Raw genomic sequence first — 22,194 nt, 5'->3', positions numbered from 1 at the left:
GAGGTCTCATGAGACGCTGTGGATTCAGGTCGTCCCGCGCCCAGCGGGGCCTGGCGATGGTCGAACTGGCGCTGACCCTGCCGCTGCTGGTGTTGCTGATGCTGGCCTTCGCCGAGTTCGGCCGCATGCTGTTCCAGTACAACAGCCTGCAGCAGGCCAGCCGTGATGCCGGGCGTTATGTGGCCAGCCAGGCGTGGAACGCCACCCTGGGCACGCTGGACCTGAACGCGGCGCTGGTCACCAAGACCAAAAACGTTGCCGTTTATGGCCTGCCGGCCAACCCCAACGGTTACCCGGCGGCGGCACCAGGCCTGACCACCGGTGATGTCACGGTGAGTGCGGTGGGCACCAACCATGTACGGGTCAGCATTGCCTACACCTTTGTCCCGGCGCTCGGCAGCGCCATTCCTGCGCTGTATGGCAGCAGCGTGCCACTGGGCCTGCTGTTGACTTCAACGGTCGTAATGAGGGCCTTGTGATGAACCGCAAACGCATGGGTGGCGTGTATATCGTCGAGTTCGCCATCACCGCTCTGGTGCTCTTCACCCTGCTGTTTGGCGCACTGGAAATGGGCCGGCTGTACTTCACCGTCAATGTGCTGAGCGAGTCGGTGCGTCGCGGCGCGCGGCTGGCAGCGGTGTGCAATATCCAGGACCCGGTCATCCTGCGTCGTGCCATGTTCAACACGGCGGGCAATGCCGGGCCAAGCAGCCTGATCGCCAGCCTGACCAGTGCCAATCTGAACCTGATCTATCTGGACGCCAACGGTGCAGTGGTCTCCAGCCCCAATGATCTGGTGGGGGCCGGCGGTTTTGCCGCCATTCGTTATGTGCAACTGCAGGTGACCAACTTCAGTTTCAATCTGTTGATCCCCGGCTTCAGGGGGGTCTTCATTCTGCCCACGTTCAGGTCGACCGTGCCTCGTGAGAGTCTTGGTCGCCAGCCTGATCCGGCGGTTACACCGGGGATTACGCCATGTTAAGTGTCCGAGAAGTGACGGCGGCTACGTCATCAGACCGCCAGGGAATGCGCCTGTTGATCAGCGGCCGTGATGCCGCGGCCTTGAATCATCTCAAGGCCTTGAGCCAGGGCATAGCCCACTTGCAGGTGAGTACGCGGCTGGTGAGCAATGGCCACACTGACCCGCTCTACGGCCTGGAACAGCAGCCTGATTTTCTGCTGTTGCGCGTCAGTCATTTATGGCGCGAGGAACTGGCGGCGTTGTTGCAGCATCCGCTCAAGGAGCGTCCGCCACTGCTGGTGTGCGGGTCGCTGGATGAGCATGAAGGCATGCGTATGGCCATGCAGGCCGGGGCCCGTGACTTTTTGCCGGAGCCAGTGTCGGCCGAGGACTTGCAGTCGGCGCTGGAGCGCATGCAGCTGGAGCAGCACAGCGAGTATGGGAGCAAGGGCAAACTGGTGTCGGTGATGAATGCCAAGGGCGGTTCGGGTGCCTCGATGCTGGCTTGCAATCTGGCTCATCAATTAAGTGTGCAGGGCGGCAGAACCCTGCTGCTGGATCTGGACCTGCAATTCGGCAGCCTGGCTCACAGTCTGGATGTGTTGCCCACCCACAGCCATACCGATGTGCTGCAACAGATCGATACCCTGGACAGCGTGGCGCTGCGGGGTTTCTGCAGTCATTTCAGCCCCAGTCTGCATGTGCTGGGCGGCCGCACCGATGAGCTGTGCCTGTCCCAGGAAATTCGCCTGGAGCAACTGGACAGTTTGCTGAAACTGGCGCGCAGCACCTATGACTGGGTCGTGGTGGATTTGCCGCGGCATATTGATCACCTCACCGGCATCACCCTGGAACAGTCGGACCGGGTCTATATCGTGCTGCAGCAAAGCTTGAGCCATCTGCAGGACGCCAACCGCCTGGTGCGCATTCTGCGCGACGACCTGGGCGTGCAGGGCAATCGTCTGCATGTGGTGCTTAACCGCTTTGACAAGGCGTCGCCCTTTAAACCCAAGGACATCAGCGAAGCATTGCGCTGCGCGGAACTGCAAAAGTTGCCCAATGACTATGCGGTGGTCAGTGAAAGCCAGAATACCGGGGTGCCCCTGGAGCTGCATGCTCCCCGTGCCAGCATCACCTTGAGCCTGCGTGAGCTGAGCCAGAGCCTGATCGGCATCGAGGCCACTGAAGCAGGTTTGCTCAAACGTACTTTCAGCCGTCTGTTCGGAGGATAAGCCATGCTCAGCGACTTTCGTAATCGTCTGCGTCAGCAAGCCGGCAAGCTGGCCTCCGCAGAAGTGGTGGCACTGCCTGTCGAGGGCGCCGATTGCACCAGTGTATTGATGGCCTGGGAAGCCAGCGTGCCGGATGTGGTGTATGAAACCCGCACCAAGCTCAGCTCCATGGAGGCCGAGTGGCGGGAGAAGATTTACCAGCAGTTGCTCAAGGTCATGGACCTGTCCTTGCTCGACACCCTGGAGCTGGCCGATGCAGGGCGCCAGATTCGCGAGATCAGTCAGCGCCTGCTGGATGAATACTCGGCACCGGTCAGTGCCAGCAGCCGTCAGTTGATTATCAAGCAGATTACCGACGAGGTGCTGGGCCTCGGGCCGCTGGAGCCGCTGCTGGGTGACAGCAGCGTATCGGACATTCTGGTCAATGGTTTTGACTCGGTGTACGTCGAGCGCTTCGGTAAATTGCAGAGAACCGATGTGCGCTTTCGCGACGATCATCATCTGCTCAATATCATCGACCGTATTGTCTCCAGCCTCGGGCGGCGTATCGATGAGTCCTCGCCCCTGGTGGATGCACGGCTCAAGGACGGCTCGCGGGTCAACGCGATCATCCCGCCGCTGGCCATCGACGGGCCGAGCATGTCGATCCGCCGCTTCGCCGTAGACCTGCTCAATACCCAGAGCCTGGTGCAGATGGGCACCCTGACCCCGGCCATTGCCCTGATGCTCAAGGCCATCGTGCGCGGGCGGCTCAATGTGCTGATCTCCGGCGGCACCGGCAGCGGCAAGACCACCATGCTCAATGTGCTCTCCAGCTTTATCCCGCACAACGAGCGCATCGTCACCATTGAAGACTCCGCCGAGCTGCAATTGCAGCAGCCCCATGTGGTGCGCCTGGAAACCCGGCCCTCGAATATCGAGGGGCGTGGCGAGGTGGGTCAGCGTGAACTGGTGCGCAACAGCCTGCGTATGCGCCCTGACCGGATCGTGATCGGTGAGGTGCGTGGCGCCGAGGCGCTGGATATGTTGACGGCCATGAACACCGGCCACGACGGGTCGCTGACCACTATTCACGCCAATACGGCCCGCGACGCGCTGGGGCGGATCGAAAACATGGTGTCGATGAGCGGCGCCACCTTTCCGATCAAGGCCATGCGTCAGCAAATTGCCTCGGCCATCGGCGTGGTCATCCAGCTGGAGCGTCAGGAGGATGGTACCCGGCGCCTGGTCAGCGTGCAGGAAATCAACGGCATGGAAGGCGACATCATTACCATGACCGAGATCTTCGCCTTTGTACGCAGCGGCATGGGCGAAAAAGGGGAAGTGCTGGGCGAGTTCCGCTCAACCGGCATGGTGCCGGCATTTCGTGATGTGCTGGCCAAACGGGGTATTGAGCTGCCGCTCAGCCTGTTCCGGCCGGAATGGATGGAGGGGCAGTCATGAATCAGGTTCCTGGCGAATTTATCCTGGCGTTCCTGGGCATGGTGTTCACTGCCATGTTCCTGCTCAGTCAGGGTTTGACCATTCCGGTGTTCGGTGAGGCCAACCAGGTGCGCAAGCGCATTCGCGGGCGCCTGAACCTGCTGGAGCGGGCGAGTAACCTGCCCAATATGCAGTCGATCCTGCGCCAGAAATACCTGCGGCGTCTGCCACCCCTTGAGGCCCGCCTTGAGCAGTTGCCGATGATGGAAACCCTGGCGCAGATGATCGAGCAGGCCGGCCATGAATACAGGGCCTACCGCGTGTTGCTGCTGGGGCTGGTGCTGGCTACGGCGGTGGGGCTGGTGCTGTGGTCGTTGTTGCAGCTGTGGTGGGTGGCGTTGCCAGCGGCGTTTGTCTGCTTCTGGCTACCCATCTGGAAGATTTCCCACGATCGCATCAAGCGTTTTGCCCAGTTTGAAGAGGGTTTGCCCGATGCGCTGGATGCCATGTGCCGGGCTTTGCGCGCCGGGCATCCGTTTAACGAAACCCTGCAACTGGTTGCCGAAGAGCATCACGGGCCGGTGGCTTACGAGTTCGGCCTGGCCTTTGCCGATATCAACTATGGCAATGATGTGCGCCGGGCCATGCTCGGCCTGCTGGAACGGGTGCCCAGCATGACGGTGATGATGCTGGTGACCACGGTGCTGATCCACCGCGAAACCGGCGGCAACCTGACCGAGGTGTTGACCCGCTTGAGCAGCCTGATCCGCGGGCGCTTTCGCTTCCATCGCAAGGTCAAGACGCTCTCGGCTGAAGGGCGGATGTCCGGCTGGATTCTGGTGTCGATGCCCTTTGTGCTGGCGTTGGCCATCCTGATTTCCAGCCCGACTTATATGCCCCTGCTGTTCAAGGAGCCCATGGGCCAGAAGCTGATCATGGGGGCTTTTGTGGCCATGATCATCGGGATTTTCTGGATTCGCAAAATCATCCGGATTCAGGTTTGAACACGGCTCGCCCTGGAGGGTGACATGAACTATTTACTCGAACTGATCAACCGGATGGTGGGTAACGAGCAACTGACCCGCATGCTGTTTGCCGGGCTTATCGGCCTGAGTGTGGTGTTGGTGGTGGTCACCCTGGCGGTGCTGGTCAAGGGCCTGCAAAGCCCGGTACAGCGGCGCTTGATGTTGATCAAGCGCGGGCATGGTGTCGACCACCGGGCGCCGCCGAGCAATCTGCAAATGATGCTGGAGCAGGTCGGGCAGCGTTTCAGCTCCGGTGAGACCCGGGGGGCATCGGCCACCCGGACCCTGCTGATCCATGCCGGTTATCGCTCGCCGTCTGCGGTGCAGGTGTACTGGGCGATTCGTCTGCTGCTGCCACTGCTGCTGATGGGTATTGCGCTTCTGGCATTGCCGTTTATTCCCAACATGTCGCTGCTGCTGGGGGGCGGCATCCTGGCAGTAGCGCTCGGGGTGGGCTGGTTGATACCGGCGATCTATGTCAGCTCACGCAAGAAGTCGCGCATGTCGCGGTTGCTCATTGCCTTCCCGGATGCCCTCGACCTGATGGTGGTGTGTGTGGAATCGGGCCTGGCCTTGCCCCAGGCTATTGAACGGGTGGCCGAGGAAATGGCCGTCAGCCAGCCTGACCTGGCCATGGAACTGGCGCTGGTCAACGCCGAGGTGCGTGCCGGGGTGCCCAGTACTGAGGCGCTCAAGCACCTGGCCGAGCGTACCGGGCTGGAAGATATTCGCGGGCTGGTGAGCTTGCTGGCACAAAGCATTCGCTTTGGTACCAGTGTGGGGACGACCCTGCGGATTTATGCTGAAGAGTTTCGCGATCGGCGCACCCAGCTGGCTGAAGAAAAGGCCGCCAAAGTCGGTACCAAGCTGGTGTTTCCACTGATCTTCTGCCTGTGGCCGAGCTTTTTCCTGGTGGCCATCGGGCCTGCGATCATCAGTGTGTTCAAGGTGTTCGGCAAGATTTAAGTAGAAAAGCAAGGCGGTACGCACGAACGTGTGGAACACCTGATAAGAAAAATCGATACCCGCTTAAGGATTTCCCAGAGGCGGGGCAGGCATCGGCGGCCTTAGAGTCATGCCCAACAGTTCGACTGTTGGGCATGACTTTTTTTGGCCTGCGCTTATGCCAGTGCCAGTCGCAATTTCTACAAAAATAATAAGGTGGAAAACATGACTCACGAAACGGTCGATATCAAGGCCTGGATCGATGGCAGGCCCGTCGCCAAATACCAGTGGTTGATTCTTGCACTGTGCTTTTTCGTTGTGTTGTTCGATGGTTTCGATGTGGCGGTGATGGGCTTTGTCGCACCGTCACTGATCCAGGAATGGGGCCTGTCACGCGCTGCTTTCGGCCCGGTGATGAGCGCGGGAATGGTCGGGCTGGCCATTGGCGCCCTGACTGCGGGGCCATACGCCGACCGTCTGGGGCGCAAGAAAATCATGCTGTTTGCCGTGACCGGGTTTAGCGTGCTGAGCCTGGCCTGCGCTTTTGCCCGTAATCCCTATGAGCTGGCAGCCCTGCGCCTGCTGACCGGGGTGGCGCTGGGGGCGGCGTTGCCCAATACCACCACACTGCTGGCTGAATACTTGCCGGAACGCAACCGCTCGCTGTTTATCACCATCATGTTCACCGGTTTCAATATGGGCTCCGGACTCGGCGGCTTTGTCGCAGCCTGGTTGATCCCGAGCCATGGCTGGCAGTCGGTGCTGCTGTTTGGCGGAATCATGCCGCTGCTGCTGTTGCCGTTCCTGTGGTTGCTGCTACCCGAATCCGCACGTTTTCTGGCGGCCCATAATGCCTCGGCCAGCCAGATTGCCAAGGTGCTGAACAAGCTGGGCGGCACTTTCACTGCCGCCACCCGGTTTGTCATGTCCGAACCCCAGGTGCAGCACAAAGCGCCAGTGCGCATGCTGTTCACCAGGCAGTACCGCTTCGGCACGCTGGCCCTGTGGTTGACCTATTTCATGGGCCTGTTGGTGATCTACCTGACCATGGGCTGGATGCCGACCCTGCTGCGTGACGGTGGTTTGTCCATCGAGCGTGCCGCCACCATCACCGGGCTGTTCCAGATCGGCGGCACGGTGGGTGCCATCGTGGTGGGCTGGGCAATGGACCGACGCAATCCCAATGCCGTGATCGCCACCTCCTATGCCCTGGGCGGTGCCTTTATCCTGCTGCTGGGGGCATTCAGCCTGGAGTCCAGCCTGCTGGCCGTGGGCGTGATTGCCGCAGGCTTTTGCATGAGCGGAGCGCAAACCGGTCTTAACGCTTTTGCGCCGGGCTACTACCCGACCGACTGCCGCGCTACCGGCGTGAGCTGGATGTTGGGCATTGGCCGTTTTGGCGCGATTTTCGGCTCGCTGATCGGCGGTGCGGTGCTCAGCCTGGGGCTGGACTTACCGTTACTGTTCGCGATGCTGGCGGTGCCGGCCTTTATCGCTGCGTTGGCAATCATGGGCAATGGCCGGGCACGGCAACGGGCTGTCAGCCGTGCGGTGCTGGCGCAATAAACTCTTATTATTCAAGGAATTCGTCATGGCTCGCATCATAGGTGGCCTCGCTGTATCACACACCCCGACCATCGGCTTCGCCGTTGATCACGACAAACAGAACGAGGCCGCCTGGGCACCAATATTTGATGGTTTTGAACCCATCAAGGTGTGGCTGAAAGAGCAGCAGCCGGACGTGCTGTTCTACATTTTCAATGACCATGTGACGTCGTTTTTTTTCGACCACTACGGTGCGTTTTCTCTGGGGGTGGATGAGCGTTACGAAGTAGCCGACGAAGGCGGAAATCCGCGCGCGTTACCGGGAGTCGGCGGGCATGCGGCCCTGTCCCGGCATATCGGCGAAAGCCTGATGGCCGATGAATTCGACATGAGTTTTTTCCGTGACAAACCGCTGGATCACGGTTTCTTTTCGCCCATGTCGGCGCTGCTGCCCCACGAGCCGCACTGGCCGGTGCAAATCGTGCCGCTACAGGTCGGCGTGTTGCAGTTCCCCATTCCCAGTGCGTTGCGCTGCTACAAGCTGGGGCTGGCGCTGCGCCGCGCCATCGAAAGTTATCCAGAGGATTTGAAGGTCGCCATCGTCGCCACCGGCGGGGTTTCCCACCAGGTGCATGGGGAGCGTTGCGGCTTCAACAACCCGGAGTGGGATGCGCAGTTTGTCGACCTGCTGGTCAATGATCCGGTGCGTTTGACTGAAATGACCCTGGCCGAGTTTGCCACCCTTGGCGGCCTGGAGGGGGCAGAGGTCATTACCTGGCTGATCATGCGCGGTGCGTTGTCGGCTGTGGTGAAAAACCTGCATCAGGATTACTACCTGCCGTCCATGACCGGGATTGCCACCCTGTTGCTGGAGAACCAGGATCGCCCGGTGCCGGCCGAGGCCAATGCCCGTCATCGGGCACATATGCAGCACCAACTGGCAGGGATCGAGAAGTTGCCAGGCACTTACCCCTTCACCCTGGCCCGCAGTGCCAAGTGCTATCGCCTGAACAAGTTTTTGCACCGCATGATCGAGCCCGAATGGCGCCAGCGCTTTTTGGCCGGGCCTGAGGCGATGTTTGCCGAGTCCGGGCTCAGCGAAGAAGAACGTGACCTGTTGCGTCGTCGCGACTGGCGCGGGTTGATCCACTACGGAGTGATTTTCTTTGTGCTGGAAAAACTCGCGGCGGTATTGGGTATTCCCAATCTGCAGGTATATGCCGCCATGCGCGGCGAAAGCCTGAAAGACTTTATCCAGACCCGCAATCAGCAAGTGCTCTATTCAGTGGCGGGCAAAGCTTCGCGCTGATCGTGTTGCCCCCGCAAAGGGGGCGATTAACCAATACAAACGGAAAACAATAACAATGACTGTCACCCTCAACTCACGCAATTTCTGCGCGTTGGCGCTTGCCTGTGCGTTGCCTTTACCAGGCCAGGCGGCCGGCTTTGTCGACGATGCCAGCGTCAACCTGAACCTGCGCAATTTCTTTATCAACCGCAATTTTACCAACCCGGGCAATGCCCAGGGGTTGGCTCAGGAATGGACCCAGAACTTTATTCTGGACGCCAAGTCGGGTTTTACCCAAGGCACTGTCGGCTTCGGGGTGGATGCGCTGGGCCTGTATTCGATCAAGCTCGATGGCGGCAAGGGCAGTGGTGGCACCCAATTGTTGCCGGTGGGCAGTGACGGGCGCCCGGCTGACGATTTCGGGCGTCTGGCGGTGGCCGGGAAAATGAAAATCGGCAAGACCGTGCTCAAAGTGGGGGAGTGGATGCCGGTGCTGCCGATCCTGCGTTCCGATGATGGTCGCTCACTGCCACAAACCTTTGAAGGCGCTCAGGTAACCTCGCAGGACTTTGATGGCCTGACACTGTACGGCGGCCAATTCCGCAAAAACAGCCCGCGTAACGACTCGAGCATGGACGACATGTTTATGCAGGGCAAAGCGACGGTTACATCCGATCGCTTCAACTTTGTCGGCGGCGAATACACCTTCAACGAAAAACGCACGATGGTCGGCTTGTGGAATGCCGAGCTCAAGGACATCTACCAGCAGCAATACCTGCAAGTGACCCACAGCCAGCCGCTGGGCGACTGGACGCTGGGGGCCAACCTGGGTTACTTCCGGGGTACCGAAGAGGGCAGTGCCAAAGCCGGCAACCTGGATAACCGCACGGTGTCGGCGCTGCTTTCGGCCCGTTATGGCGGCAACACGTTCTATGTGGGCCTGCAAAAGGTCAGCGGTGATGACGGCTGGATGCGGGTCAATGGCACCAGCGGCGGAACCCTGGCCAATGACACGTACAACTCCAGCTACGACAGTGCCCGGGAGAAGTCCTGGCAGTTGCGCCACGACTACAACTTTGCGGCGCTTGGGGTGCCCGGCCTGACGTTGATGAACCGCTATCTCAGTGGCAGCAACGTGCATACCGGCACCATCACAGATGGCAAGGAATGGGGGCGTGAAACCGAGCTGGCCTACACCCTGCAGAGTGGCACGTTCAAAGACCTCAACCTGCGCATCCGCAACTCGACGATACGCCGCGACTACAGCACCAGCGAGTTTGATGAAAACCGTCTGATTGTCAGCTATCCGTTGAATATTCTCTGACTTCGGGTTATTTCACGGATCACGTCCATCAACGCCTGCGCCACCGGTGAGTGCAGGCTGGCGGTGCGTGAGGTCAGGCCGATGGCGCGGGAGGTATGGCGCAGTTCCAGCGGCAGGATGCACAGCTCGCCACTGGCGATTTCAGGCTCCAGTTGGTGTGCGGACACCGCCGCGAGCATGTCCGAGCGCAGCAGCAGGCCGCGGATGATCGCCATGTCGCCGCTCTCGACCGCCGGGCGCGGCGGCGCAATGCCAAATGCCGTAAAACAGTCGTCAAGCATATGTCGCGCCGGCGAGCCGGCCCGTGGCAGTACCCATTGCGCATCAGCCAGTTCGGCCTGCAAGGCACTTTTCGAATACAGCGGATGACCGCGTCGCGCCAGCACCACCATCTCCTCCGTCAGCAAGGCCTCGCCCGACAGGTCGCTGGCGTACGCTGTCGAGCGCAAGGCGCCGAAAATAAAATCGACATCGCCCGCGCGCAACTCGGTGGCCAGCAGATCGAACGGACTTTCGTTGGTGATCACCTGGATGCCGGGGTGTTCGCGCATCAGGCGCACGATGGCCTCGGGCAGGATGCGGGTGCGGCCCAAGGGCAGGGCACCCACCTGAACCACACCCTGCAGCGCTCCCTGCAGGGCGCTGATATCGGTGTCGATATGGCGCAGTTCATTGAGGGCGCGGCGCACCGGGAACAGGATGTCGAGGCTGGCGCGGGTGGGCAGCAGGCCCCGTGGCGTACGTTCGAAGAGGGTTTGGCCGCAACCGCTTTCGAGCACCTTGAGGGTCGAGCTTATGGCCGGCTGGCTCAGCCCGAGCAGGCTGGCGACGGTCTGCATATGGTGGGTTTCGCACAGTTTGACAAAGACTTGCAGGCGTCGGGCCTGAAACAGGTACAGCGGCTCGTTCTGGGCTTTGTCTGCACCGTTGAGCAGCTGCGGGACGCTGTCCAGTTCGGCCAGCACGCGGCGGGCGCGAGGCAGCAGGCGGGTGCCGTAATCGGTCAGGCGCATGCCGTTGGCATGGCGCTCAAACAACAGCACGCCGAGGCGAGCCTCCAGTTCGGAAATCGAGCGGGTCACGACCGACTGTGCCCGGAACAGGGCTTCAGAGGCTTTGGACACACTGCCGTAGTCGGCCACCCGGACAAAGGCGCGCACGTGCATCAGGCTGGGTAGCTCACTCGGCTGCATGGGGGGCAGGCTCTTTGATTGGGCAATACGGTGGGACTATGCCTGCCTGGAAGATGAGCTGGCAATAAATAAAACGCATACCTGTAACAAGCTTATGCATTACTCCGGGGCGGCAGGTGGGTGCGATCCTTTGGCCAACTGTTGAAGGAGCCCGCACATGAATGCATCACCCAAAACCGCACTGGTTGTCAGTGCCCACTCGGCCGATTTTGTCTGGCGCGCCGGCGGTTCCATCGCCTTGCATGCGCAACAGGGTTATGCGGTGCACATTGTTTGCCTGTCGTATGGCGAGCGCGGTGAATCCGCCAAGTTGTGGCGCAAAGGCGAGATGAGTGAACAGCGGGTCAAGCAGGCGCGCCGCGAGGAAGCGCAGCAGGCCGCGGATATTTTGGGCGCCAGCGTCGAATTCTTCGATATCGGCGACTACCCGATGCGCGCCGACAAGGACACGCTGTTTCGCCTGGCTGATGTGTTTCGCCGCGTGCAGCCGGAGTTTGTGCTCAGCCATTCGATCAAGGACCCGTACAACTACGATCATCCGCTGGCCATGAACCTGACCCAGGAGGCACGCATCATTGCTCAGGCCGAAGGTTACCGGCCGGGCGAGAAAATCATCGGGGCACCACCGGTGTACAGCTTCGAGCCGCATCAGCCGGAACAGTGCGAGTGGCGCCCGGATGTGCTGCTGGATATCACCGATGTGTGGGACAAAAAATACGCGGCCATTCAATGCATGGCCGGTCAGGAACATCTGTGGGAGTACTACACCCGTGTTGCTTTGCAGCGCGGGGTGCAGGCCAAGCGCAACGTGGGTATCGCCTCGGGGCGCAATATCGAGTATGCCGAGGGTTACCAGAGCATCTTCCCTCGTGTGACGGAGAACCTGGCATGAGCCAACTGATGGGTAAAACCGGCCTGGTCGTGCGCAATATCCCCCGTGCCGACGCGGCGCTGGTCAACGAACTGGGACGCTACGGGGTGGCCACGATCCATGAGGCCCAGGGCCGCAAAGGCCTGTTGGCCCCTCGCATCACACCGATCCAGCGCGGTACGGTGATCAGCGGCACGGCAGTGACAGTGCTGGTAGCGCCAGGGGATAACTGGATGTTCCATGTTGCCGTGGAGCAATGCCAACCCGGCGACATTCTGGTGGTGGCACCGACTTCACCTTGTACCGACGGTTATTTTGGCGATCTGCTGGCCACCTCGCTCAAGGCCCGTGGTGTGCGTGCACTGATTATCGATGCGGGAGTTCGCGACACCCATACCTTGCGTGGCATGGGCTTCCCGGTGTGGTCGCGGGCCATCAGTGCCCAGGGCACGATCAAGGAAACATTGGGCTCGGTGAACCTGCCGATCATCTGCGCCGGGCAACTGGTCAACCCTGGGGATGTGGTGGTGGCGGATGACGACGGGGTAGTGATTGTGCGCCGCGTCGAGGTGGCGAAGGTGGTCGAGGCCAGCCGCGAGCGGGCTGATCTGGAAGACCACAAAGCCCTGCGCCTGGCCAAGGGCGAGCTGGGGCTTGATATCTATAACATGCGCGGGCGGCTGGCCGAGAAAGGCCTGCGTTACGTCGACAGCATTGAAGAACTCGGGGGCTGAGCATGACCCAGACCCGCATTCCTTGCCTGTTGATGCGCGGTGGCACCTCAAAGGGCGCGTATTTTCTGGCCAGCGACTTGCCCGCAGACCCGCTGTTGCGTGATCTCGTGCTGCTGGCGGTCATGGGTTCGCCGGACAGCCGGCAGATTGACGGCATCGGTGGTGCCGACTCGCTAACCAGCAAGGTTGCAATTATCCAGCCGTCTGCCCGGCCGGACGCTGATGTGGACTATCTGTTTGCGCAAGTGCTGGTGGATGAGCCGCGAGTCGACTACGGCCAGAACTGCGGCAATATCCTGTCCGGCGTCGGGCCGTTTGCCCTTGAGCGGGGGCTGGTGCCAGTGGCGGGGGATGTGACCCCGGTACGGATATATATGCAGAACAGCGGGCAGATCGCGATTGCCCATGTGCCCACATCTTCCGGCCGTGTCTGCTACAGCGGTGATGCGCGAATCGATGGTGTGCCGGGATTTGCCGCGCCCCTGGTCGTCGAGTTCGAAGACATCGCCGGGGCCAGCTGCGGTGCGCTATTGCCAACGGGTAACGCTGTTGATGTGCTGGACGGAGTTGCAGTGACCTGCATTGACAATGGCATGCCGGTAGTGTTGCTGCGGGCCCAGGAACTGGGATGCAGTGGCTATGAAAGCCCGGCACAGCTGGATGCGGACGTTGCGCTCAGAGCACGGCTTGAGTCGATCCGCATGCAGGCCGGTCTGGCCATGAACCTGGGTGATGTGCGCCAGCGTAATGTGCCGAAAATGTGCCTGGTGGCACCTGCACAGGCGGGGGGGGCGTTGTGTACACGTACATTCATTCCGCATCGCTGCCATACCAGTATTGGCGTATTCGGGGCGGTCAGCGTGGCTGCCGCGTGTTTGATCGAGGGGAGTGTGGCGGCAGGATTGGCCCGGGTAGGGAAGGGGGATGTGCGGCAACTTTCGGTAGAACACCCGACAGGAGAGTTCACGGTGGAGCTGCGTTTGCACCACGGCCAGTTGGCTGGGTGCGGGCTGATGCGCACGGCGCGGTTGCTGTTTGACGGGGTGGTGTGTGTGCCGGCGGCGGTCTGGGCAGGCTAGGACAAATGCGCGCTGGCGTGGTCTATGCTCTTGTTCCCACCGGTTTGCCGGTGTCCGCACAAACAGGAGGTTGACCATGAGCAAGAAGATTTTGGTGGTACTGACCAGCGTCGAGAAATACCCGAACCTTGATCGCGCCACAGGCTTATGGCTGGGCGAGGCCGTGCATTTTGTGCACAAGGTCGAGGCCGCAGGCTATGCCGTCGACTACGTCAGCCCGCAAGGTGGGTACACGCCGATCGACCCCCACAGCCTGGCCGCCGACATGGCGTCGCCGATTGACTGGCAGTGGTATCACGACAAGGCCTTCATGAACCGGCTGGGCGCGACGTTCAAGCCCGATCAGGTCAACCCGGATGACTACATCGCCATTTATTACGCGGGCGGCCATGGCGTTATCTGGGATTTTCCTGACAACGAGAAACTGCAAGCGCTCAGCCGTCATATCTATGAGCACGGCGGGGTGGTTTCGTCGGTGTGTCATGGCGCTGTGGGTTTACTGAATATCAAGCTGAGTAATGGTGAACTGCTGGTCAAGGGCAAGAAAGTCACTGGTTTTTCCAATGAAGAGGAAGACCTGGCCGGATTAAGCCAGCATGTGCCGTACCTGACCGAAACCGAGCTGGTGAAGCGCGGTGCCTTGTATCAAAAGGCCGGTACCCCATGGGCACCGTTTGCCATCGCAGACGGACGGCTGATTACCGGGCAAAACCCGGCATCGGGCGGGCCGGTGGCCGAGCTGGTACTGGCGGCGATTCAGTAAAATCCCCCGTTCTAAAGCCGATGCAGGCCCCTCAGCCTGCATCTACCTGCCTGATACCCACATTAAACTTTTGAATCCCAAGGATATTCTGTAGCCTTGTCGCGCTTCAGTGCTTGTCCGTGCCTGATACATACATTCTCCCAGCGGGGCTTGCCGGCCCGGAGCTGGTGGTACACTCGACTTTCGCGCAACAGCGCTTGCAGGTCTTGCGAACATGACGCAAATTTCTGAACGACTTCTGGTTCAAGCCCACCTTGATGCCAAGCAGCCCAAGCCGTTGACTGAGGCTCAAGCCCTCAGCCTGCGGGCGCAAATCGCGGCTGAACTTAAAGCCCGCGACGCGGTGCTGGTGGCGCACTTTTATTGTGATCCGGTGATTCAGGCCCTGGCCGAAGAAACTGGCGGCTGTGTCTCTGACTCCCTGGAGATGGCCCGCTTTGGTGCGGCTCACCCGGCCAAGACCATTCTGGTGGCCGGTGTGCGCTTTATGGGCGAAACCGCAAAAATCCTCACCCCTGAAAAACGCGTGCTGATGCCGACGCTGGAGGCCACCTGCTCGCTGGACCTGGGCTGCCCGGTGGAAGAGTTCTCCGCGTTTTGCGACAAGCACCCCGAGCGCACGGTGGTGGTGTATGCCAACACGTCGGCGGCGGTCAAGGCCCGGGCGGACTGGGTGGTGACCTCAAGCTGCGCGCTGGAAATCGTCGAAAGCCTGATGGATAACGGCGAAACCATTATCTGGGGGCCGGACAAGCATCTGGGCCGTTATATCCAGCGCCAGACCGGTGCCGACATGCTGCTGTGGGACGGTGCCTGCATCGTTCACGAAGAGTTCAAGTCCAAGCAGCTGGAAGACATGAAGGCGCTGTACCCGGATGCAGCGATCCTGGTGCACCCGGAGTCGCCGGAATCGGTGATCGATCTGGCCGATGCCGTGGGCTCTACCAGTCAGTTGATCGCTGCGGCGCAGAACCTGCCGAACAAGACCTTTATCGTGGCCACCGATCGCGGCATTTTCTACAAGATGCAGCAACTGTGCCCGGACAAGGTGTTTATCGAGGCCCCGACTGCGGGTAACGGTGCGGCGTGCCGCAGTTGCGCGCACTGCCCGTGGATGGCGATGAATACCCTGGAGCGCACGCTGGAATGCTTGCAGCAGGGCAGCAACGAAATCTTTGTCGACCCGGCACTGGTGCCCCATGCCATTCGCCCGCTCAAACGCATGCTCGATTTCACCCAGGCGGCGCGGTTGAAGCTGGCGGGGAATGCCTGATTAGCAAACCCGCTCCCACAGGAACTGAGCCAGTCAGGCTCAGTTCATCATTTCCTTGAGCGCCCGTTCCTGATCCATCAACTCCCGCTTGCGCGCATCCAGGCGTGCCGACAGCTGAAAGTTGTTGGTCAGCTTCTGGGCAAAGTCCAGTTGCTGGATGGCCTGGCGGTAATCCCCCACCAATGCGAAGTACTCCGCACGGGCCTGGTGCAGGCCGATGATATTGCCTGACAAACCTCGGGTCTCGGCAACCGAATACCAGACATCCGGGTCGTCGGGGCGGCTCTTGAGCAGCGCCTCAAGGGCCTTGTCGGCTTCCTTGGGATTATTCTGCTTGAGCAGCAAATCAACCCGGGCCTGATTGAGCGGGTAATTGCCCGGGTACAGGGTGCGCATCCGGTCGATACGTTGCTGGGCTTCGCTCAGGCGGTTGCTGTCCATGTCCAGCTCGATCTGTGCCAGGTTATAGGTGATGTCGTTGGGCGCCTTTTCCAGCAGTGGCTTGAGGGTCTCGCGGGCTTCGTTGAACTGGCTGCCTTTTATATAGGCAATCGCCAGGCCATAACGGGCTACGTTATTTTTCGGGTTTTCATCCAGTTGCTGGCGAAAGCGTTTGGCCGCCAGCCCCGGGGTTTCTTCGTAATTGAGTTGCACCCGGGCGCGGATCAACTGATAGCGCAGGCTGTCTTCGGTGCCGCCTGGCCGGGCCTGTTCCGCGCGGTTGCGGGTATCGGCGATACGCGACTCGGTGACCGGGTGAGTCAGCAAAAATTCCGGCGGCCTGCCATCAAAACGGTACTGGCGCATCAGGCGCTCAAACATGGTGGGCATGGAGCGCGGGTCGTAACCGGCTTTCTCCAGGTTAAGAATGCCGATGCGGTCAGCTTCCTGCTCATTCTGGCGCGAGAAGCGTCGCTGCTCTTGCAGGGCCGCAGCCTGGGTGCCGGCAATCGCAGCGATGCCGGCATCTCCTGCGCCAGAGGCTGCAACGATGATCCCGGCGAGCAGCGCTGCCATCATCGGCAGTTGCATGCGCTGCTGGGCTTCCACGCCACGGGCAAAGTGGCGTTGGGACAAGTGGGCCAGTTCGTGGGCCATTACCGAGGCATATTCACCTTCGGTCTGGGCATTGAGGAACAGGCCGCCGTTAACCCCGATGATGCCGCCGGGTGCGGCGAAGGCGTTGAGCTGCGGGCTGTTGATCAGGATGAATTCCAGGCGGCGGTCCTGCACCTGGCTGGTTTCGACCAGTTTGTAGACACTGGTCTCGACGTAGTCCTTGAGTTGCGGGTCGTTGAGTTGTGACACCTGGCCGCGCAACATGCCCAGCCAGGCGCGGCCCAGTTGGTACTCTTGCTGTGGCGAGACAATGGACGAACTGGCGTCACCCAGAGACGGTAAATCGTCGGCGAAACTCGGTGATGCGAGCAGGCAAGCGAGCGTCAACAGGGTAGGGCGCAGAAAAGTCATGCACAAGGCTCTGGTCGGTAAAGCGCTTACTGTAGCTGGACACTTGGCTGGCGACCAGTGGCGGGGTTGCTTGGGGTATTCTAGCCCGCATAAAAAAAGCCCTCTGTGGAGACGTATGCAATGACTGATGTGCTGGCCCATGATGCCGAACTGGATGCTGCCGGGCTCAATTGCCCGCTGCCACTGCTCAAGGCCAAGATGGCGCTTAACAAAATGGGCAGTGGCCAGACCCTCAAGGTGATTGCCACCGATGCCGGCTCACAACGGGACATTCGTACCTTCGCGCGCCTGGCAGGCCATGAGTTGCTGCGTGAAGAAGTAGATGCTGGCACTTATCGCTACTGGTTACGCAAGGCCTGAGCCTTGCTTGACCTCGCTGTGGGAGCGAGCCTGCTCGCGAATGAATCGCTGCCGCAGAAGCGCTGCACTTTCTTTTAAGGAATATCGATGTTCAAGGTTTTACGTGGTTGGGTGCAGCGCTATTTCTCTGATGAAGAAGCAGTGGTGCTGGCGGTGTTGCTGGTGTTGGCTTTCACCGCCGTACTGACATTGGGCGGCATGCTGGCGCCGGTGCTGGCGGGCATGGTGCTGGCGTATTTGATGCAGGGCCTGGTGGTTGCACTGGAACGCATGCGGATGCCGGCCGCGGCGGCAGTCGGGCTGGTGTTTGCGCTGTTTATGGGGCTGTTGCTGGTGTTTCTGGTGGTGGTAGTGCCTTTGCTCTGGCATCAGTTGATCACCCTGTTCAACGAGCTGCCGGGCATGCTTGCCAAGTGGCAATCGTTGTTGCTGTTGCTGCCTGAGCGCTACCCTCACCTCGTGTCGGATGAGCAGGTGTTACAGGCCATCGAAGTTGCACGGGGTGAAATCGGCAAGTTCGGGCAACTGGCACTGACCTTTTCGCTGTCCAGTTTGCCGCTGCTGGTCAACATCATGATTTATCTGGTGCTGGTGCCGATCCTGGTGTTTTTCTTCCTCAAGGACCGCGCGGTGATTGGCCGTTGGGTGCGGGGTTATTTGCCCCGTGAACGGGCATTGATTACCCGCGTGGCCGAAGAAATGAACCGCCAGATTGCCAATTACATTCGCGGCAAGGTGATCGAGATCATCATTTGTGGCGGCGTGACCTATATCGCCTTTGTCACCATGGGCCTCAATTATGCGGCCTTGCTGGCGCTGCTAGTGGGGGTTTCGGTAGTGGTGCCCTATGTCGGGGCGGTGGTGGTGACGGTGCCGGTGCTGCTGATTGCGCTGTTCCAGTGGGGCTGGAGCGATCAGTTTATCTACCTGATGGCGGTCTACGGGATCATTCAGACCCTGGACGGCAATGTGCTGGTACCGCTGCTGTTCTCCGAGGCGGTGAGCCTGCACCCGGTGGCGATCATTTGTGCGGTGCTGTTGTTTGGCGGTTTATGGGGGTTCTGGGGGATATTCTTTGCGATCCCGCTGGCGACCTTGTTCAAGGCCGTGCTCGATGCCTGGCCGCGAGAGCAGCAAGTCGTATCACCGCTGCTGTAAATCACTGAACGCCAGACATGAAAAAGCCCCGGCTCGTAAGAGTCGGGGCTTTTTCGTTACTGCATCAGCTTACGCTTGAATAACCGGGATATTGGCATTGGCTGCCGCTTCACGGAATTCGGCGATCTGATCAAAGCTCAGGTAGCGGTACACGTCCGCAGCCATGGTGTTGATCTCTGCCGCGTAGGCCATGTATTCCTCAACGGAAGGCAGGCGACCCAGGATCGAGGCAACCGACGCCAACTCGGCCGAAGCCAGGTAAACGTTCGCGCCGTCACCCAGACGGTTCGGGAAGTTACGGGTCGAAGTCGACACAACAGTCGAGTTCGGCTCTACACGTGCCTGGTTACCCATGCACAGCGAGCAGCCCGGCATTTCCATGCGCGCGCCAGCTTTGCCGTAGATACCGTAGTAGCCTTCTTCGGTCAGTTGGTGAGCGTCCATCTTGGTCGGCGGCGACAGCCACAGACGGGTTGGCAGCTGGCCTTTGACCTTGTCCAGCAACTTGCCCGCAGCGCGGAAGTGGCCGATGTTGGTCATGCACGAACCGATAAACACTTCGTCGATTTTCTCGCCAGCAACGCTGGACAGCAGACGGGCGTCATCCGGGTCGTTTGGCGCACAGAGCACAGGCTCTTTGATGTCAGCCAGATCGATTTCGATAATGTGCGCGTATTCGGCGTCAGCATCGGCTTCCATCAGCTCAGGGTTGGCTACCCAGGCTTCCATCGCTTGAGCACGACGCTCGAGGGTACGTGCGTCGCCGTAACCTTCACCGATCATCCAGCGCAGCAGGGTGATGTTGGAGTTCAGGTATTCGGTGATCGACTCTTTGGACAGCTTGATGGTGCAACCGGCGGCCGAACGTTCTGCCGAAGCGTCGGACAGTTCGAAGGCTTGCTCGATGCTCAGGTTGTCCAGACCTTCGATTTCCAGGATACGACCCGAGAATTCGTTGATCTTGCCTTTCTTCTCTACCGTCAGCAGGCCTTTCTGGATAGCGACGTAAGGAATGGCGTGAACCAGGTCACGCAGGGTGATGCCCGGTTGCATTTCGCCCTTGAAGCGAACCAGAACCGATTCCGGCATATCCAATGGCATTACGCCAGTAGCTGCGGCGAACGCCACCAGACCCGAACCGGCCGGGAACGAAATGCCCATCGGGAAACGGGTGTGGGAGTCACCACCGGTACCGACGGTATCCGGCAGCAGCATGCGGTTCAGCCAGCTGTGGATGATGCCGTCGCCCGGACGCAGGGAAACACCGCCGCGGGTCATGATGAAGTCAGGCAGGGTGTGGTGGGTGGTCACGTCGATCGGCTTTGGATAAGCCGCGGTGTGGCAGAACGACTGCATCACCAGATCAGCGGAGAAGCCCAGGCACGCCAGGTCCTTCAGTTCGTCACGGGTCATAGGACCGGTGGTGTCCTGAGAACCTACGGTGGTCATCTTCGGTTCGCAGTAAGTGCCTGGACGAACGCCAGTCACGCCGCAAGCCTTGCCGACCATTTTCTGCGCCAGGGTGAAACCCTTGGTGCTTTCAACCGGTGCTTCAGGCTTCTTGAACAGGTCGGTAGGGCCCAGACCCAGCTCGGCGCGAGCCTTCTCGGTGAGGCCGCGGCCGATGATCAGCGGAATACGGCCGCCAGCGCGTACTTCGTCCAACAGAACCGGGGTTTTCAGTTCGAAAGTGGTGATGACTTCGTCAGTACCGTGCTTGCAGACTTTGCCTGCGTGCGGGTACAGGTCGATCACGTCGCCCATGTTGATGTTGGAAACATCAAATTCGATTGGCAGTGCGCCAGCATCTTCCATGGTGTTGTAGAAGATCGGAGCGATTTTGCTGCCGAAGCAGAAACCGCCGGCACGCTTGTTCGGTACATAAGGAACGTCGTCGCCGAAGAACCACAGTACGGAGTTGGTTGCCGACTTGCGCGACGAACCGGTACCGACTACGTCACCGACGTAAGCGATAGGGAAGCCCTGGCCGCGCATTTCTTCGATTTGCTTCATCGGGCCGATGGAGCCTTGCACGTCCGGCACGATACCGTCACGGGCCATTTTCAGCATGGCCAGGGCGTGCAGCGGGATGTCAGGGCGCGACCAGGCGTCCGGTGCCGGCGACAGGTCGTCGGTGTTGGTTTCGCCGGTTACCTTGAACACGCGCAGGCTGATTTTGTCAGCCAGGGTAGGGCGGTTCTTGAACCACTCGCCGTCAGCCCAGGACTGCACCACGGCTTTGGCGTGGGCATTGCCGTTCTTGGCTTTTTCTGCAACGTCGTGGAAGGCGTCAAACATCAGCAGGGTGTGCTTGAGTTGCTCGGCGGCAACCGGAGCCAGCTCCGCGTCGTCCAGCAGGTCAACCAGGGTCACGATGTTGTAGCCGCCCTGCATGGTGCCAAGCAGTTCAACAGCGCGTTTTTTGCTGATCAGCGGAGAGGTCGCTTCGCCTTTGGCAATCGCGGCCAGGAAGCCGGCTTTTACGTAAGCAGCTTCGTCAACACCCGGCGGAATGCGGTTGGTGATCAGGTCTACGAGGAATTCTTCTTCGCCGGCAGGCGGGTTTTTCAGCAGCTCAACCAGGCCTGCGGTTTGTTCGGCGTTAAGCGGCTGGGGAACGATACCCAGTGCTGCGCGCTCTTCGATATGTTTGCGGTAGGCTTCAAGCACAGTTATTACCCTCATCATTGGTCCCAAATGGGTGTCCGGGACGCTCATCCAGGAATGCCGAGCACTCATGCGCTGCGCGGCTTTATGAGCCGCTTGGCCAGAGTTTCAAGGATTCCCAACAGAAGCTGTTTTCAAAGTTTTACGCCTTCCGAACGGGGGAGATGATGAATGTCGGTGGGGGTATCTGCAGTGCAAACACCCCTCACCAACACCGTTCTTCGGGATCAACTGTGCTCGTGACGCTTTGAAAACAGCTTCTAACGGACATTGGCGCCTTAAAAGGCAGGCCGATTCTACGGTAAAAACTTGTTAAAGGTAAGTTAGGCCCTGAAGGTTGAGGGGTGATCTGCGTTAGACAAAGGGCTAACATGGCCACCTGTTTCGTTCTGCAGTGCTCTATTTCGCCATGTCCAATCAAGCCATCAAGACCCCCTGCATAGGCCTTTGCTCAACGGTTTACGGCGACCTTGTGTGCCGTGGTTGCAAGCGTTTCCATCATGAAGTGATCAACTGGAACGGTTACAACGAGGAAGAAAAGCGTGCCGTGTGGCGTCGGCTCGAGCAGTTGTTGGTGCAGGTGATGGCCGGCAAGGTCGAAGTGTTCGACCGGGCCACGCTGCGTGACCAGCTGGTGGCGCGCAAAATCCGCTTTGTGCCTGCCCAGTCCGAGTATTGCTGGGCCTACCAGCTGATTGCCCGCGGGGCGCGGGTGATCAACCAGCTGGAGCTGTACGGCATGGTGCTGTTGCCGGAGTTTCGCGGCTGGCCGCTGACCGATCTGCGCGATGCCATTGATCGGGAATTTTTCCTCCTGTCCGAAGCGCATTATCAGCGCTATATCGCCCCGGGCTTTCTGAAGGATGCGTTTGGCGAGTAAGCGC

The 22,194-nt window shown here is 60.0% G+C and carries 20 protein-coding genes; 17 read left to right on the top strand and 3 right to left on the bottom strand.

The genetic code is table 11. From position 1 onward, the window contains the following. The first annotated feature begins 8 nt into the window (after positions 1 to 8). The 9 genes from GHN92_RS18510 to GHN92_RS18470 all read left to right on the top strand — a co-directional run bounded on the left by GHN92_RS18510 (position 9) and on the right by GHN92_RS18470 (position 9,742). Entirely contained in the window at positions 9 to 479 is a 471-nt protein-coding gene (locus tag GHN92_RS18510; RefSeq protein ID WP_095001738.1) for a TadE/TadG family type IV pilus assembly protein, read from the top strand. Next, positions 479 to 982 (top strand): TadE/TadG family type IV pilus assembly protein, encoded by a 504-nt coding sequence (locus GHN92_RS18505; protein WP_095001737.1) that lies wholly within the window; start codon positions 479 to 481, stop codon positions 980 to 982. The genes GHN92_RS18510 and GHN92_RS18505 overlap by 1 nt, the downstream gene beginning before the upstream one ends. Further along, a complete protein-coding gene (locus GHN92_RS18500) occupies positions 976 to 2,193 on the top strand; it encodes an AAA family ATPase (protein ID WP_095001736.1) in 1,218 nt (405 codons plus the stop codon). Before GHN92_RS18505 ends, GHN92_RS18500 begins: the two co-directional genes overlap by 7 nt. Before the next feature lie 3 nt (positions 2,194 to 2,196). Next, a complete protein-coding gene (locus tag GHN92_RS18495) occupies positions 2,197 to 3,636 on the top strand; it encodes a CpaF family protein (RefSeq protein WP_095001735.1) in 1,440 nt (479 codons plus the stop codon). Then, the gene (locus GHN92_RS18490) at positions 3,633 to 4,619 is read left to right on the top strand and encodes a type II secretion system F family protein (protein ID WP_095001734.1); all 987 of its coding nucleotides are present in this window, start codon (positions 3,633 to 3,635) and stop codon (positions 4,617 to 4,619) included. Before GHN92_RS18495 ends, GHN92_RS18490 begins: the two co-directional genes overlap by 4 nt. 24 nt (positions 4,620 to 4,643) lie before the next feature. Then, positions 4,644 to 5,606, top strand: a complete 963-nt coding sequence (locus GHN92_RS18485; RefSeq protein WP_095001733.1) for a type II secretion system F family protein — start codon at positions 4,644 to 4,646, stop codon at positions 5,604 to 5,606. 204 nt (positions 5,607 to 5,810) lie between these two features. Beyond that, positions 5,811 to 7,151 carry an aromatic acid/H+ symport family MFS transporter gene (locus GHN92_RS18480; RefSeq protein WP_153380756.1) on the top strand — a complete coding sequence of 447 codons (1,341 nt, stop codon included), beginning with the start codon at positions 5,811 to 5,813 and terminating at the stop codon, positions 7,149 to 7,151. Positions 7,152 to 7,176: 25 nt separating this feature from the next. Then, positions 7,177 to 8,439, top strand: a complete 1,263-nt coding sequence (locus GHN92_RS18475; protein WP_153380754.1) for a gallate dioxygenase — start codon at positions 7,177 to 7,179, stop codon at positions 8,437 to 8,439. Between the two features lie 55 nt (positions 8,440 to 8,494). Further along, positions 8,495 to 9,742: an OprD family porin gene (locus GHN92_RS18470; RefSeq protein WP_095001731.1), complete on the top strand. Its 1,248-nt coding sequence runs from the start codon at positions 8,495 to 8,497 to the stop codon at positions 9,740 to 9,742. On the opposite strand, the gene GHN92_RS18465 is transcribed toward GHN92_RS18470, so the two are convergent. After that, positions 9,721 to 10,935 carry a LysR family transcriptional regulator gene (locus tag GHN92_RS18465; RefSeq protein WP_095001730.1) on the bottom strand — a complete coding sequence of 405 codons (1,215 nt, stop codon included), beginning with the start codon at positions 10,933 to 10,935 and terminating at the stop codon, positions 9,721 to 9,723. The two genes, GHN92_RS18470 and GHN92_RS18465, sit on opposite strands and share 22 nt — an antisense overlap. A gap of 157 nt (positions 10,936 to 11,092) precedes the next feature. Here GHN92_RS18465 and galB point away from each other — a divergent pair, with 157 nt between their 5' ends. The 5 genes from galB (at position 11,093) to nadA (ending at position 15,655) form a co-directional block, all read left to right on the top strand. After that, positions 11,093 to 11,827 (top strand): 4-oxalmesaconate hydratase, encoded by a 735-nt coding sequence (galB, locus tag GHN92_RS18460; protein ID WP_095001729.1) that lies wholly within the window; start codon positions 11,093 to 11,095, stop codon positions 11,825 to 11,827. Continuing rightward, positions 11,824 to 12,540: a 4-carboxy-4-hydroxy-2-oxoadipate aldolase/oxaloacetate decarboxylase gene (locus GHN92_RS18455; RefSeq protein WP_095019329.1), complete on the top strand. Its 717-nt coding sequence runs from the start codon at positions 11,824 to 11,826 to the stop codon at positions 12,538 to 12,540. Before galB ends, GHN92_RS18455 begins: the two co-directional genes overlap by 4 nt. A 2-nt stretch (positions 12,541 to 12,542) precedes the next feature. After that, entirely contained in the window at positions 12,543 to 13,619 is a 1,077-nt protein-coding gene (locus GHN92_RS18450) for a 4-oxalomesaconate tautomerase (protein WP_095001727.1), read from the top strand. A 76-nt stretch (positions 13,620 to 13,695) separates the two neighbouring features. Then, complete coding sequence (locus GHN92_RS18445) at positions 13,696 to 14,382, top strand: type 1 glutamine amidotransferase domain-containing protein (RefSeq protein ID WP_153380752.1); 687 nt, start codon at positions 13,696 to 13,698, stop codon at positions 14,380 to 14,382. A gap of 214 nt (positions 14,383 to 14,596) precedes the next feature. Next, positions 14,597 to 15,655 carry a quinolinate synthase NadA gene (gene nadA, locus GHN92_RS18440; protein WP_095001725.1) on the top strand — a complete coding sequence of 353 codons (1,059 nt, stop codon included), beginning with the start codon at positions 14,597 to 14,599 and terminating at the stop codon, positions 15,653 to 15,655. Between the two features lie 39 nt (positions 15,656 to 15,694). Here nadA and GHN92_RS18435 read toward each other — a convergent pair whose 3' ends face one another. After that, the gene (locus GHN92_RS18435; RefSeq protein WP_095001724.1) at positions 15,695 to 17,125 is read right to left on the bottom strand and encodes a M48 family metalloprotease; all 1,431 of its coding nucleotides are present in this window, start codon (positions 17,123 to 17,125) and stop codon (positions 15,695 to 15,697) included. Positions 17,126 to 17,245: 120 nt separating this feature from the next. Between GHN92_RS18435 and GHN92_RS18430 the strand changes: the two genes are divergently transcribed. Together GHN92_RS18430 and GHN92_RS18425 are read left to right on the top strand one after the other, a co-directional pair. Then, positions 17,246 to 17,485 carry a sulfurtransferase TusA family protein gene (locus GHN92_RS18430; protein ID WP_095001723.1) on the top strand — a complete coding sequence of 80 codons (240 nt, stop codon included), beginning with the start codon at positions 17,246 to 17,248 and terminating at the stop codon, positions 17,483 to 17,485. 87 nt (positions 17,486 to 17,572) lie between these two features. Further along, on the top strand, positions 17,573 to 18,643 hold the full coding sequence (locus GHN92_RS18425; RefSeq protein WP_095001722.1) for an AI-2E family transporter: 1,071 nt from the start codon (positions 17,573 to 17,575) through the stop codon (positions 18,641 to 18,643). A 69-nt stretch (positions 18,644 to 18,712) separates the two neighbouring features. Here the strand turns inward: GHN92_RS18425 and acnB are convergent, their stop codons facing one another. Further along, entirely contained in the window at positions 18,713 to 21,313 is a 2,601-nt protein-coding gene (gene acnB, locus GHN92_RS18420) for a bifunctional aconitate hydratase 2/2-methylisocitrate dehydratase (RefSeq protein ID WP_095001721.1), read from the bottom strand. Positions 21,314 to 21,719: 406 nt separating this feature from the next. On the opposite strand from acnB, the gene GHN92_RS18415 reads away from it, so the two are divergent. Continuing rightward, complete coding sequence (locus GHN92_RS18415) at positions 21,720 to 22,190, top strand: DUF1289 domain-containing protein (RefSeq protein WP_153380750.1); 471 nt, start codon at positions 21,720 to 21,722, stop codon at positions 22,188 to 22,190. The last annotated feature ends 4 nt before the right edge of the window (positions 22,191 to 22,194 follow it).

Source organism: Pseudomonas sp. FSL R10-2964 (assembly GCF_009600035.1).
GTDB classification, from domain to species: Bacteria; Pseudomonadota; Gammaproteobacteria; order Pseudomonadales; family Pseudomonadaceae; genus Aquipseudomonas; species Aquipseudomonas bubulae.
This window is presented reverse-complemented; position numbering and strand designations above follow the sequence as displayed.

Coding starts and splice junctions, on each gene's coding strand:
- GHN92_RS18510 (WP_095001738.1), top strand. CDS start 9: ATGAGACGCTGTGGATTCAGGTCGTCCCGCGCCCAGCGGGGCCTGGCG.
- GHN92_RS18505 (WP_095001737.1), top strand. CDS start 479: ATGAACCGCAAACGCATGGGTGGCGTGTATATCGTCGAGTTCGCCATC.
- GHN92_RS18500 (WP_095001736.1), top strand. CDS start 976: ATGTTAAGTGTCCGAGAAGTGACGGCGGCTACGTCATCAGACCGCCAG.
- GHN92_RS18495 (WP_095001735.1), top strand. CDS start 2,197: ATGCTCAGCGACTTTCGTAATCGTCTGCGTCAGCAAGCCGGCAAGCTG.
- GHN92_RS18490 (WP_095001734.1), top strand. CDS start 3,633: ATGAATCAGGTTCCTGGCGAATTTATCCTGGCGTTCCTGGGCATGGTG.
- GHN92_RS18485 (WP_095001733.1), top strand. CDS start 4,644: ATGAACTATTTACTCGAACTGATCAACCGGATGGTGGGTAACGAGCAA.
- GHN92_RS18480 (WP_153380756.1), top strand. CDS start 5,811: ATGACTCACGAAACGGTCGATATCAAGGCCTGGATCGATGGCAGGCCC.
- GHN92_RS18475 (WP_153380754.1), top strand. CDS start 7,177: ATGGCTCGCATCATAGGTGGCCTCGCTGTATCACACACCCCGACCATC.
- GHN92_RS18470 (WP_095001731.1), top strand. CDS start 8,495: ATGACTGTCACCCTCAACTCACGCAATTTCTGCGCGTTGGCGCTTGCC.
- GHN92_RS18465 (WP_095001730.1), bottom strand. CDS start 10,935: ATGCAGCCGAGTGAGCTACCCAGCCTGATGCACGTGCGCGCCTTTGTC.
- galB (WP_095001729.1), top strand. CDS start 11,093: ATGAATGCATCACCCAAAACCGCACTGGTTGTCAGTGCCCACTCGGCC.
- GHN92_RS18455 (WP_095019329.1), top strand. CDS start 11,824: ATGAGCCAACTGATGGGTAAAACCGGCCTGGTCGTGCGCAATATCCCC.
- GHN92_RS18450 (WP_095001727.1), top strand. CDS start 12,543: ATGACCCAGACCCGCATTCCTTGCCTGTTGATGCGCGGTGGCACCTCA.
- GHN92_RS18445 (WP_153380752.1), top strand. CDS start 13,696: ATGAGCAAGAAGATTTTGGTGGTACTGACCAGCGTCGAGAAATACCCG.
- nadA (WP_095001725.1), top strand. CDS start 14,597: ATGACGCAAATTTCTGAACGACTTCTGGTTCAAGCCCACCTTGATGCC.
- GHN92_RS18435 (WP_095001724.1), bottom strand. CDS start 17,125: ATGACTTTTCTGCGCCCTACCCTGTTGACGCTCGCTTGCCTGCTCGCA.
- GHN92_RS18430 (WP_095001723.1), top strand. CDS start 17,246: ATGACTGATGTGCTGGCCCATGATGCCGAACTGGATGCTGCCGGGCTC.
- GHN92_RS18425 (WP_095001722.1), top strand. CDS start 17,573: ATGTTCAAGGTTTTACGTGGTTGGGTGCAGCGCTATTTCTCTGATGAA.
- GHN92_RS18415 (WP_153380750.1), top strand. CDS start 21,720: ATGTCCAATCAAGCCATCAAGACCCCCTGCATAGGCCTTTGCTCAACG.